The sequence below is a fragment of the Mycobacterium sp. 852002-51971_SCH5477799-a genome (assembly GCF_001667145.1).
GTDB lineage: Bacteria > Actinomycetota > Actinomycetes > Mycobacteriales > Mycobacteriaceae > Mycobacterium.
Genome location: NZ_LZIF01000034.1, coordinates 50,829 through 63,294 on the forward strand (window position 1 = coordinate 50,829; position 12,466 = coordinate 63,294).

The window sequence follows — 12,466 nt, forward strand, 5'->3', positions numbered from 1 at the left end:
TCCTCCTGGCAAGTTGTGGCGGGAAACCAACGTCCTTACTAGGTCGACACGCGGCGAGGCCCGAACGTGACACTTACGCGGGCGAGCCCAGCGGCGTATCCATGTCGTACACCCGGGCATGCAGCACGGTGCGGTTCCGCAGCGCGGCGCGCACCGCACGATGCAGGCCGTCTTCGAGGTAGGTGGTGCCCTTCCACCGCACCGCGTGCGGAAAGAGATCGCCGTAGAAGGTGGAGTCTTCGGAGAGGAGGCGGTCCAGTGCGAGCACCGTTGTCGTGGTGACCAATTCGTCGAGCCGGATCTGTTGCGGCGGTATTTGGGACCAATCCCGATAGGACAGGTTGTGCTCGGGATACGGCTTGCCGTCACGCACGCCCTTGAAGATCATCGGCCGAACTTTCTCGACTCATTGCTGTGGCCCGACCGGTTCATTCTGGAAAGGCTAGCCGGACTGATGATCGGCAGCACCGATGCGTTCCGAGAAAGTTTCCGGCGGCCGCCAGCGTCGCCGCGATGATGGGCAGCTGTCCTGCTGACCATCGGCTCGGCCGAACCGCCGCTGATAGCGGTTGGCATCGGCCGAGCCCGTAAAATGAATCCGGTCAAGGCGGTATCGAAGGAGGTGGCGGCGGTGGGAAGTGCCGATGACCGTCGGTTCGAGGTGCTGCGCGCCATCGTCGCCGACTTCGTCGCCACCAAAGAGCCGATCGGTTCGAAGGCGTTGGTGGACCGCCACAACCTAGGCGTTTCGTCGGCCACGGTCCGCAACGACATGGCGGTACTCGAGGCCGAGGGTTACATCACCCAGCCGCACACCAGTTCCGGGCGGGTGCCTACCGAGAAGGGCTACCGCGAATTCGTCGACCGGCTCGACGACGTCAAGCCGCTGTCCTCGGCCGAACGGCGCGCGATTCAGAGCTTTCTCGAATCCGGCGTCGACCTCGACGACGTCCTGCGCCGGGCGGTCCGGCTGCTGTCGCAACTGACCCGGCAGGTGGCCGTGGTGCAGTACCCCACGTTGTCGTCGTCGACCGTGCGTCACCTCGAGGTGATCGCCCTGACCCCGGCGCGGCTGCTGATGGTCGTCATCACCGACTCCGGCCGCGTCGACCAGCGGGTCGTCGAACTCGGTGACGTCATCGACGATCACGAACTTTCTCAGCTGCGGGAGATGCTCGGCCAGGCGCTGGTGGGCAAGAAACTGTCGGCCGCCTCCGTCGCGGTGGCCGACCTCGCGGGGCAGCTGAGCAGCCCAGACGGCCTGGGCGACGCCGTCGGCCGGTCGGCGACGGTGTTGCTGGAATCGCTCGTCGAACACACCGAAGAGCGCTTGTTACTGGGCGGCACCGCGAACCTGACCCGTAACGCGGCCGATTTCGGTGGCTCGTTGCGCTCCATCCTGGAAGCGCTGGAGGAGCAGGTGGTGGTGCTGCGGTTGCTGGCCGCCCAGCAGGAAGCCGGTAAGGTGACGGTGCGCATCGGCCATGAGACGGCCGCCGAGCAGATATTGGGCACCTCCGTGGTGACCACCGCCTACGGCACCTCCGACACCGTATACGGGGGAATGGGTGTGCTGGGGCCCACCCGGATGGACTATCCGGGAACTATCGCCAGCGTTGCTGCGGTTGCCCTTTATATCGGCGAAGTCCTGGGTGCTCGATGAACGCGCACCCGCAGGGTGGGTAGGCGCGGGATAGACCAGGTATAGGAGAGTCAAGCGTGGCACGCGATTACTACGGGCTGCTAGGCGTGAGCAGAAACGCCAGCGACGCGGAAATCAAGCGCGCGTACCGCAAGCTGGCGCGCGAACTGCATCCCGACGTCAACCCCGACCAGGCCGCCCAGGCCAAATTCCAGGAGATCAGTGCCGCCTACGAGGTGCTGAGCGACCCCGAGAAGCGGCGGATCGTCGACCTGGGTGGGGACCCGCTGGAGAACGCGGCCGCGGCCGGCGGCGGTTTCGGCGGATTCGGCGGCGGCGGCCTGGGCGATGTCTTCGAGGCTTTCTTCGGCGGCGGCTTCAGTGGCGGCGGGACCTCCCGCGGTCCCATCGGGCGGGTGCGCCCGGGCTCGGACTCGCTGCTGCGGATGCGCCTCGACCTCGAAGAGTGCGCCACCGGTGTGACGAAGCAGGTCACCGTCGACACCGCGGTGCTGTGTGACCGGTGCCAGGGCAAGGGCACCAACGGCGATTCGGTACCGGTGCCCTGCGACACCTGCGGTGGCCGCGGTGAGGTGCAGACGGTGCAGCGCTCGCTGCTGGGACAGGTGATGACGTCGCGACCGTGTCCGACGTGCCGTGGCGTCGGCGTCGTCATCCCCGACCCGTGCCACCAGTGCATGGGCGACGGCCGGGTGCGGGCCCGCCGCGAGATCAGCGTCAAGATCCCGGCCGGCGTCGGCGACGGGATGCGGGTGCGGCTCGCCGCGCAGGGCGAGGTCGGGCCCGGTGGTGGACCGGCCGGTGACCTGTACGTCGAGGTGCACGAACAGGCCCACGACGTCTTCGTCCGCGAAGGCGACGACCTGCACTGCACGGTTTCGGTGCCAATGGTTGACGCGGCGCTGGGCGTCACCGTCACCGTCGATGCCATTTTGGACGGCGTCAGCGAGATCACCATTCCGCCCGGCACCCAACCGGCTTCGGTCATCAGCCTGCGCGGCCACGGCATGCCGCACCTGCGGTCCGGCACTCGGGGCGATCTGCATGTGCACATCGAGGTGGTGGTTCCCGCCCGGCTGGACCACCGCGACACCGAATTGCTGCGCGAGCTGAAAACTCGCCGCAGCCGCGACGTGCCCGAGGTCCGCTCGACCCACGCCGGCGGAGGCTTGTTCAGCCGGCTCCGCGAGACCTTCACCGGGCGCTAGTCCCGGAGGCGCGCACATGGTCGCGACCCTGTTCTACCTCGACGAGCTGCCCGAGCCCGGCTCGCTCGCGGTACTGGGCGGTGACGAGGGTTTTCACGCCGCCACCGTGCGGCGGATTCGCCCCGGCGAGCGACTCGTGCTCGGCGACGGCGCCGGAGCCCTGGCTCACTGCGAGGTGGAACATGCCGGGCGCGACGGGTTGCGGGCACGGGTGCTCGAGCGCTGGAGCGTCGCGCCGGGGTCCCCGGCCGTGACGGTGGTGCAGGCGCTGCCGAAGTCGGAGCGTTCGGAGCTGGCCGTCGAGCTGGCCACTGAGGCGGGCGCCGACGCCTTCGTGGCGTGGCAGGCCGCGCGATGCGTGGCCAACTGGCAGGGCAATCGGGCCGACAAGGGGTTACGCCGATGGCGTGCCGTCGTCCGGTCTGCGGCCCGGCAGTCCCGTCGGGCGCACATCCCGGCGGTCGACGGCGTGCTGTCCACCGCCGAGCTGGCGCGGCGGGTCCGCGACGAGGTGGCCGCAGGCGCGACGGCGCTGGCCTTGCACGAGTCGGCCACCAGCCGACTCGCGGATATCGAGCTGGCACAAGCGAAATCACTGCTGCTGCTGGTCGGTCCAGAAGGTGGGATCGCCGAAGACGAGATGGCAGCGTTGTCCGACGCGGGCGCGGCGGCGGTGCGGCTCGGGCCCCAGGTGCTGCGGACGTCGACGGCCGCGGCGGTGGCCCTGGGCGCGCTCGGGGTGCTGACCCCGCGCTGGGACCGGCGCGGCGATGTGCCGGCAAATGGCATTTCACAGCAGGTTCGCGACATCGGCGCGTCGTCGTCGAGTACGTTGCTGAACACTGACCAACCCGGGCCCTCGGCGTAGACTGAGACGGCCCAGCAACCCACCGACAAGCCGAGAAAGCAGGCATCGAGAGCCACGTGACACCCCGCGAGACCAGCGCTGCTGACGCAGCCGGAGCCGTCCCGGCCTCTGCTCAGGTTCGCAGCAGCATCGATGTTCCGCCCGATGTCGTGATGGGCCTGTTGGGTTCGGCGGACCAGAACCTGCGGGCCCTGGAGCGCAGCTTGGACGCCGATTTGCACGTGCGCGGCAATGCGATCACCCTCGCCGGTGCGCCCGCCGATGTCGCGCTCGCCGAGCGGGTGATCTCCGAACTGGTCGCCATCGTTGCCGGGGGTCAGTCGTTGAGCCCGGAGGTGGTTCGCCACAGCGTCGCCATGCTGGCCGGCACCGATAACGAGTCGCCGGCCGAAGTGCTGACGTTGGACGTCTTGTCGCGGCGCGGAAAGACGATCCGGCCCAAGACGCTCAACCAGAAGCGCTACGTCGACGCCATCGACGCCAACACCATCGTCTTCGGGGTCGGACCGGCCGGCACCGGCAAGACGTATCTGGCGATGGCCAAGGCGGTCAACGCCCTGCAGACTAAACAGGTCAGCCGCATCATCCTGACCCGCCCGGCCGTGGAAGCCGGTGAGCGCCTTGGCTTTTTGCCCGGCACCCTCAGCGAGAAGATCGATCCGTATCTGCGGCCGTTGTATGACGCGCTGTACGACATGATGGATCCCGAGCTGATCCCAAAACTGATGACCGCCGGAGTCATCGAGGTGGCGCCGCTGGCGTATATGCGCGGCCGGACCCTCAATTCCGCGTTCATCGTCCTGGACGAGGCGCAGAACACCACCGCCGAGCAGATGAAGATGTTCCTCACCCGACTCGGCTTCGGATCGAAGATCGTTGTCACCGGCGACATCACTCAGGTCGACCTTCCGGGCGGCGCCAAGTCGGGCCTGCGCTCGGCGATGGAAATCCTGGACAGCGTGGAAGACATCCACGTCGCGGAGCTGACCAGCGTGGATGTGGTCCGCCACCGGCTGGTCTCGGAGATCGTCGACGCCTATGCGAAGTTTGAAGAACCCGACCTGACGATGAATCGGGCGTCGCGGCGGGCGGCCGGCTCGCGTGGTCGTCGATAATGGTTGCGGTGAGTGGGTTCTATGAGCATTGAGGTATCCAACGAATCGGGTATCGACGTCTCTGAGGCCGAACTGATCAGCGTCGCGCGGTTTGTCATCGCCAAGATGGACGTCAACCCGGCTGCCGAGCTGTCCATGGTGCTGCTGGACACCGCCGCGATGGCCGACCTGCACATGCGCTGGATGGACCTGCCCGGCCCGACCGACGTGATGAGCTTTCCGATGGACGAGCTCGAGCCGGGTGGGCGCCCGGATGCCCCCGAGCCGGGACCCTCGATGCTGGGCGACATCGTGCTGTGCCCGGAATTCGCGGCCGGCCAGGCCGCCTCGGCGGGCCACAGTCTGGGGCACGAGCTGGCGCTGCTGGCCATCCACGGCGTGCTTCACCTGATCGGCTACGACCACGCCGAGCCGGACGAGGAGAAGGAGATGTTCGCCCTGCAGGACCGGCTGCTCGAAGAATGGGTCGCCGATCAGGTCGAGGCCTACCATCAGCACCGCCAAGAGGAGCGGGACCGGCGATTGATAGACAAGTCAAGGTATTTCGACAATTGAGGCTATTCAGGATTTTGGCGGCAGCCGCCATCGCGTTCGCGCCGTTGCCGGTGTGGGTCACGACCGACACCGAGGCGCGTGCAGCCCCGTGTGCGGGTGCGGGATCGAACCCCGTCGCCTGCGACCACTGCATGTTCTACGTGAACGCCTATCACACGGCGAACGTGTGCAACGAGGACCGCCACGGCGTCCAAGGGCCCCCAAGCAACGCCCCGTCACCGGTTCCGCACGTTCCCATTCCGGTGTATGAGCCGCCCCCCATCCCGCCGCCGGGGGACAGCCCGCTGGTTCTTCCGCCGCCCGACTCCGGTCACCACCCCGTCCCGGTGGTGGAGATCAACCCGCCGGGCCCGGACACACCACGAAATGCCCCGGTGGTGGCACCGCCGCGGGGGCTGGATGCGCCGTCGCTGGCGATCGCGGCGGCCAAGGCCGCACCGCTGACGCGTGTCGACCCCGCCAACCCACCAAAGCCGCCCACCCAAGTTGATTTCGACCAGCAGGTGCAGAACGTCGTGAGTTCCCACCGGGACAATGTGGACATCCTCAAGGTTGACGATCAGAAGTTCATCCGGCCGCGCCACTGGGACTACCTCGACTACGACGATGCCTATCGCCGTCCGACGATCTACAACCCGCTCAGTCAGCCGGTTACGTTCCGTTACTTCTACAACGGCGCTTACCAGCAGGCGTATTTGCCGCGCGGAGCGCGGATGGTGCTCGACGCCACCACCGTCGGCGTCGTCCCGTTCACCGCGGTCAGCGACAGCTACGTCGCGGCCGGCAGCTTCTACGGCGCCGGTTCGACACCGCCGAACGAACCCAACGGCGCGACGGCGCCGGACCGCAAACCGGCGCCCCCGAAACTCTACGAGAACGTCACGGTGTCCGTTCCGGCCAAAAGCGAGATCGTCGAAGTGGGCCATGTGGCGGTGGTTGGTCACGACGCTAGCCAGCCCGCCGGCGGCCAGGACACCTTCCTGTTCGACGATTCCACGCTGGCCTGGGGGCAGATCGACAACTCGAGCAGCGCCCCCGCGCAGATCAGGGTGATCAAGACCCAGCCGACGCCGGGCGTCGGGCCAACCGACGATGGCAGCTTCTTGGTGCTGCTTGCCGTCCACCACCAGGAACCCGGTCTACCCCACCAATCGGCGTGGGCTCTGCCGCTGCGTTTCGGCGGGTTTGCGGTAGTCGTGGGCTTGATCGCCTGGCTGCTCAACCGCCGGAATCGAAGCGAGGAGCAGAGAGCTGAGGAGCAGAAGGCCGACACCTAGCGGTCGCCGTTCTCGACACCGACAAACCGCTAAGCTGCAGTTCAACGCCACAGGGGAGTCAGTGACCAAGTCAAGGTTTGTCGACAATTGACGGGCTGGTCTGAGCTACTCGGTGCAGTCGCGCTGATTGCGCTGGGCGGACTGTTCGCGGCGATCGACGCCGCCATCAGCACGGTGTCGCTGGCCCGGGTTCAGGAGTTGGTACGCGACGAGCGGCCCGGCGCGGTGGCGTTGTCCAAGGTGATGTCGGAACGGCCGCGCTACATCAACCTGGTGGTGCTGTTGCGGATCGCCTGCGAGATCACCGCGACCGTGCTGCTGGTGGTGTTCCTCTACGACAACTTCGGGCTGAAATGGGGATTGTTCGGCGCAGCCGCCATCATGGTGGTGACCAGCTTCGTCGTCATGGGAGTGGGGCCACGCACCCTTGGCCGTCAAAACGCCTATTCCATCGCGCTGACGACAGTGCTTCCGTTGCAAGCTATCTCGTGGCTGTTGATGCCGATCAGCCGGTTGCTGGTGGTCTTGGGTAATGCGGTGACTCCCGGCCGCGGCCTGCGGAACGGCCCATTCGCCTCAGAGATCGAACTGCGCGAAGTCGTCGACCTGGCCCAGCAGCGCGGCGTGGTCGCGGCCGAAGAGCGCAGGATGATCCAGTCGGTCTTCGAACTGGGTGACACCCCGGCCCGCGAGGTGATGGTGCCGCGCACCGAGATGATCTGGATCGAGAGCGACAAGTTCGCCAGCCAGGCCATCAACTTGGCGGTGCGCAGCGGGCATTCCCGCATCCCCGTGATCGGCGAGAACGTCGACGATATCGTCGGCGTCGTGTATTTGAAAGACCTTGTCCAGCAGACGGTTTTGTCTGGCGATGGCGGCCGGACCCCGCCGGTCTCCAAGGTGATGCGCCCGGCGGTATTCGTGCCAGACTCCAAGCCTTTGGACTCGCTGCTGCGCGAAATGCAGCGCGACCGCAACCATATGGCTCTTCTCGTCGACGAGTACGGCGCAATCGCCGGCCTGGTCAGCATCGAGGACGTGCTGGAAGAAATCGTCGGTGAGATCGCCGACGAGTACGACGAGGCGGAGACGGCGCCGATAGAAGAGTTGGGCGACAAGTACTTCCGGGTGTCGGCGCGATTGCCGATCGAAGACCTGGGCGAGCTGTATGACGTGGAATTCGACGACGATCTCGATGTCGACACCGTGGGCGGCCTGCTCGCACTGGAATTGGGCCGGGTACCGCTGCCCGGCGCCGAGGTGGTTTCACACGGTCTGCGGCTGCGGGCCGAAGGCGGCACCGATCACCGCGGCCGGGTGCGAATCAACACGGTTCTGCTCAGCCCGGTCGAATCCGGCGATTCCCCCGATGGCCAGGGACCCGGGCAGAATGACTGAATTCCGTTCCGGTTTCGTGTGTTTGGTCGGCCGCCCCAACACCGGGAAATCGACGCTGACGAACGCGCTCGTCGGGAGCAAGGTCGCGATCACCTCGATGCGGCCACAGACGACCCGGCACACCATCCGCGGCATTGTGCATCGCGACGACTTTCAGATCATCCTGGTCGACACGCCGGGTCTGCATCGCCCGCGTACCCTCCTTGGCCAGCGGCTGAACGACCTTGTGCGCGATACCTATTCCGAAGTCGACGTGATCGGGTTGTGCATTCCGGCCGACGAAGCGATCGGTCCGGGGGACCGGTGGATCGTCGAACAGATCCGTTCGACCGCGCCGAAGACGACTCTGGTCGCAATCGTGACCAAGATCGACAAGACGCCCAGGGACCGGGTAGCCGCGCAGCTGGTGGCGGTCAGCGAGCTGGTCGGTGACTCGGCCGAGATCGTCCCGGTGTCGGCTCTGACCGGGGCGCAGGTCGACATCTTGATCGACGTGCTGGCCGCCGCACTGCCGCCCGGCCCGGCCTACTATCCCGACGGTGAGCTGACCGACGAACCAGAAGAGGTCCTGATGGCCGAGCTCATTCGGGAGGCCGCCCTCGAGGGCGTTCGTGACGAGCTGCCGCATTCGTTGGCGGTGGTGATCGACGAGGTCAACGCGCGGGCGGACCGCGACGATCTGATCGACGTCCACGCCCTGCTTTACGTCGAACGCGACAGCCAGAAGGGAATCGTCATCGGCAAAGGCGGCGCACGGTTGCGCGAGGTTGGTACCGCCGCGCGTGCCCAGATCGAAAAGTTGTTGGGCACCAAGGTTTACCTCGACTTGCGCGTCAAGGTTGCCAAAAATTGGCAGAGCGACCCCAAACAGCTTGGCCGACTCGGGTTTTAGGGGTCACACCCGACCGACGCGCGCCCGCAGCACGGACCCGACGCGCCCGTACCAATAGGTGAGTCTCATCCGTGCTAGCGCCGGTGCTAGCGCAATTGGAATTGCCCATATACCGGGCACAGGCTACGCGCGTGACTCATGTGAATGTTGATGTGCGACGTCACGGCGCGCCCGCGACGCGCCGCGGGTGCGAGTAGGTTTGGTCCACTTTGTCACGGGTAGCCGCGGCCTATGACGCAGCCTCAACTCGCGCAGTTCGGTTTTGCCGTGCAGCCGGTCCAGGTGGACCTGCGCGACCCCGACGGGGTGGAGCACTTGTACGAGAGCGCAATTGAAGGCGACCGGGTGCTCGCTGCGGCGGCGCTCAACGCGGGCATCGGCCGCGGCGAGATGTTCCGATACGGTCAAAGCCGTTGGTAATAGCGGGATGTCGAAGCCGCGGGCCAACTGAACCGACCCGTGTCAGGCCAGCACCCGAATAGTTTTCAACGACGGATCCGCCGCGTCGGGAAGATTCATGCCGGCGTCGACACCCGAGCGCAGGTAATCCAGCACCGCATCATTGAGGCGCTCGCCGGGGACCACGGCGGGAATGCCCGGTGGGTAGGGCGTGATCTGCTCGGCGGCGATGCGGCCGTTGGCGCTCTCGGAGGGTATCTCCTCGACCCGCCCGAAAAACGCATCCCGCGGCAACTCGACGGTCTCCAGCTGGAGGTCCGCCGGTGAAGGCAGCGCGATACGCGGCGGGGGCTCGAAGTCGTCGGCCGCGGTTCGCCATGCCCGCAGGGCATCGGTGAGACGTCCCAGCGTCTCCTTGTCATCGGCCATGGACAAGGTGGCCAGAATGCGACGGTGATCGGTCATGCCGACATCGATGTGGGCATTCGCGCGCAGCCAGTCGCCGGCCTGGTAACCCGATGTGCCCGTGGCGAATACGTCGATCAGCACCTGCATCCGGTCCAGGTCGTGGGAGGCCTGCGCGCCGAGCAGTTCGTCGTCAAGCACCTCCACGTCGGGAATGAGTTCGATCTCGTCGCGGACCTGCCGCGCCAAATCAAGTGCGGTACCAAGCAATTCGTGACCGTGCTCCACCATCTGCCGGCGCCACCCGTCCATGGCGGCGTAGAGCAGGACATTGGGGCTGGTGGTCATCAGCAGATCCGCGCAGCCGGAAAGGCGGTCCTGGTCGATCAGGTCGCCCTGCATGTGGAACACCGAGCCCTGTTCGAATCCCGCGCCCATCTTGTGCACGCTGACCACGCAGACGTCCGCGGCCGCATTCATCGCCCAGGTCGGCAGGTCCTCGTGAAACGGCAAGTGCGCTCCCCACGCCTCGTCGATGATCAACGGCTTTCCGCGCCGATGGCACACCTCGGCGATCCCGGCGATGTCGGCGCAGGTGCCGTACGGGCTGGGGCTGACGACAAGCGCGCCGGCGGCGTCCGGGTGCTTATCCCAAGCTTCTTCGACCTGCTGCGGTGAGGGCGGATGCGAAAAGTGGTGCTGGGCATCCCATTGGGGAGTGATCCAGCGCGGCTGCACACCGGAGAAGATCAGCCCCGCCACAATCGATTTATGGCTATCGCGGCTCACCAGGAGGCTGCCGTCACCGCCGGCGACTGCCATCATCGCCGCCCTGACCGAAAGTGAGCTGCCGCAAGTGGAGAACCAGGCCATCTTGGCGCCCACCGCTTCGGCCATCAGGTCTTGGGCGTGCTTCAAATATTCGTTGCTGGTTCTGCGGTCATCCAGCCCGCCGCTGGCCAGCACATCATCCAGGAACGGCTCGCGGCCCAATACGGCCAAGACCCGATCGTCGGCGCCGCGGCCCTGCCGATGGCCCGGTGGCGTGAATCCGTAGCGATTCTTGGCCCGATAATCGGCCAGCGCATCGAGCAGGGGAGCGGTCGATTGGTCCATCGCCATCGAATACCCGAGTTAACAGCGGCTAATGCCCCGATGCGCCGGGAGCGTCGGTGGTCTGGTCCCACCACGACTGGGGCTGTGCGCTAGCCCATCCGCAGACGGCTTCGAGCTCGGCGGCCAGCGAAATCAGCATGCCCTCACTGTTCGCCGGACCCATCAGTTGGACTCCGATCGGCAAACCGTCGGAGGTGAAGCCGGCCGGCACGTTGATCGACGGCCAGCCCAGGACATTCCACGGGAACGTCAGCGGGCACGCCGCGATCATGGCGCGGTCGGTGCCGAAGCCGCTCAACCGGTCGAAGGCGCGCGCCAGCGGCGGTGGCTGGGCCGTGGTCGGCGCCAAGACGACGTCGACGATGTCGAAGATCGAGCCCACCCGTCGCTGGTCTTCCGCTTCGTGACGCCTGGCGCTGCGCAAAATCGCCTGTCCCAGGACGGCGCCCAAGCGCAGGTTGGACTGGGTGCGGGGGTCAAGCACGACGCCGTCGCCCAGCCGCTCCTCCCAATCCCGCAGACCCGAGGTGGACCGGGCGAGGAAGTCCCACGACAGCCGCATGCCGTAATCCGGGTTGCCGGACACCACGGTGTGGCCGAGCAGTTCGAGTTGCTTGCCGACGGCTCGCGTCGCGGACAGGATCTCCGGGTGCAGCTTCGGCCGGAAGCCCGTGTACGGGAACCGGGTGGACAGCGCGATGTTCAGCGGGCCGGGCGCTTTCCCCACGTAATCGGATGCGGTAATCGGGGGCGGCTTGTGCCGGTCGCCCTCGACGTTGCCCGATGCGGCGTCGAGCACCAACGCCGCATCAGCCACGGTCCTGGCCAGCACGCCGTTGACCGTGATGCCGTTGAACGCCTCCGGCAACGGCCAGGTCGAGATGCGTCCACGCTGCGGCTTGATGCCCACCAGATGTGTCCACGCCGCCGGGATGCGGATGCTGCCGGCGCCGTCGGAGCCGATCGCGGCGGTGACCAGGCCCGCCGCCACGGCCGCGGCGCTGCCGCCCGACGATCCGCCGGGGGTGTGCCGGCGCGACCACGGGTTGCGGGTATGTCCGAAACCGGGCCCGCTGGTAAACGGCCATTGGCCGAGTTCGCAGGTGTTCGTCTTGCCGACGATGACGGCGCCGGCCGCCTTGAGACGGCGCACCACCTCGGCATCGTGCGTGGCCGGCGCGACCAATCCCTCGGTCCCGAAGGCGGTGGGCACTCCGGCCACGTCAACGTCGTCTTTCACTGCGATCGGGATCCCCAGCAGGGGGGCGGTGTCCCCGGCCGCGCGTCGCCGGTCGGCCGCCGCCGCGTCGGCCAGCGCCGACTCGGTGAGCACCACCCGGAAGGCGTTGAGCGTGGGCTGGCTGGCGTGGATGGCGTGCAGGGAGCGACCTACCAGAGTGGTGGATGTCACCGAGCGGCTGGCCAGCTGATAGAGCAGGTCAGTGAGTGTGGGCAGGCGCCGGTGGCCCGATCCGGAAATGGACCCGGAACCCAAGCCAGAAGCGCCGATCACGGGGTACGAGACTAACGGCGCGGATACCCGTAATGTCGCGGCGGGGTGCAAAACTAT

The 12,466-nt window shown here is 66.8% G+C and carries 12 protein-coding genes; 9 read left to right on the forward strand and 3 right to left on the reverse strand.

The window, feature by feature from the left end; all coding sequences use genetic code 11:
• Positions 1–73 precede the first annotated feature (73 nt).
• The gene (locus tag A5753_RS02620; RefSeq protein ID WP_067123048.1) at positions 74–388 is read right to left on the reverse strand and encodes a type II toxin-antitoxin system VapB family antitoxin; all 315 of its coding nucleotides are present in this window, start codon (positions 386–388) and stop codon (positions 74–76) included.
• A 243-nt stretch (positions 389–631) separates the two neighbouring features.
• On the opposite strand from A5753_RS02620, the gene hrcA reads away from it, so the two are divergent.
• The 9 genes from hrcA (at position 632) to A5753_RS02665 (ending at position 9,396) form a co-directional block, all read left to right on the forward strand.
• The gene (gene hrcA, locus A5753_RS02625) at positions 632–1,663 is read left to right on the forward strand and encodes a heat-inducible transcriptional repressor HrcA (protein WP_067123147.1); all 1,032 of its coding nucleotides are present in this window, start codon (positions 632–634) and stop codon (positions 1,661–1,663) included.
• Between the two features lie 56 nt (positions 1,664–1,719).
• Positions 1,720–2,871: a molecular chaperone DnaJ gene (dnaJ, locus tag A5753_RS02630; RefSeq protein WP_067123051.1), complete on the forward strand. Its 1,152-nt coding sequence runs from the start codon at positions 1,720–1,722 to the stop codon at positions 2,869–2,871.
• Between the two features lie 16 nt (positions 2,872–2,887).
• Positions 2,888–3,739 (forward strand): 16S rRNA (uracil(1498)-N(3))-methyltransferase, encoded by an 852-nt coding sequence (locus A5753_RS02635; protein WP_067123054.1) that lies wholly within the window; start codon positions 2,888–2,890, stop codon positions 3,737–3,739.
• 56 nt (positions 3,740–3,795) lie between these two features.
• Positions 3,796–4,854: a PhoH family protein gene (locus A5753_RS02640; RefSeq protein WP_067123058.1), complete on the forward strand. Its 1,059-nt coding sequence runs from the start codon at positions 3,796–3,798 to the stop codon at positions 4,852–4,854.
• 21 nt (positions 4,855–4,875) lie between these two features.
• On the forward strand, positions 4,876–5,409 hold the full coding sequence (gene ybeY / locus A5753_RS02645) for an rRNA maturation RNase YbeY (protein ID WP_067123061.1): 534 nt from the start codon (positions 4,876–4,878) through the stop codon (positions 5,407–5,409).
• Complete coding sequence (locus A5753_RS02650) at positions 5,406–6,686, forward strand: hypothetical protein (RefSeq protein ID WP_067123064.1); 1,281 nt, start codon at positions 5,406–5,408, stop codon at positions 6,684–6,686. The genes ybeY and A5753_RS02650 overlap by 4 nt, the downstream gene beginning before the upstream one ends.
• 87 nt (positions 6,687–6,773) lie before the next feature.
• Positions 6,774–8,084 carry a hemolysin family protein gene (locus tag A5753_RS02655; protein ID WP_067123067.1) on the forward strand — a complete coding sequence of 437 codons (1,311 nt, stop codon included), beginning with the start codon at positions 6,774–6,776 and terminating at the stop codon, positions 8,082–8,084.
• Entirely contained in the window at positions 8,077–8,976 is a 900-nt protein-coding gene (gene era, locus A5753_RS02660) for a GTPase Era (protein WP_067123069.1), read from the forward strand. Before A5753_RS02655 ends, era begins: the two co-directional genes overlap by 8 nt.
• A gap of 231 nt (positions 8,977–9,207) precedes the next feature.
• Positions 9,208–9,396, forward strand: a complete 189-nt coding sequence (locus A5753_RS02665; protein WP_067123072.1) for a hypothetical protein — start codon at positions 9,208–9,210, stop codon at positions 9,394–9,396.
• Between the two features lie 42 nt (positions 9,397–9,438).
• On the opposite strand, the gene A5753_RS02670 is transcribed toward A5753_RS02665, so the two are convergent.
• Both A5753_RS02670 and A5753_RS02675 read right to left on the reverse strand, forming a co-directional pair.
• Complete coding sequence (locus tag A5753_RS02670) at positions 9,439–10,896, reverse strand: aminotransferase class I/II-fold pyridoxal phosphate-dependent enzyme (protein WP_067123075.1); 1,458 nt, start codon at positions 10,894–10,896, stop codon at positions 9,439–9,441.
• Between the two features lie 28 nt (positions 10,897–10,924).
• Positions 10,925–12,409, reverse strand: a complete 1,485-nt coding sequence (locus tag A5753_RS02675) for an amidase (protein ID WP_067123078.1) — start codon at positions 12,407–12,409, stop codon at positions 10,925–10,927.
• Between the last annotated feature and the right edge of the window lie 57 nt (positions 12,410–12,466).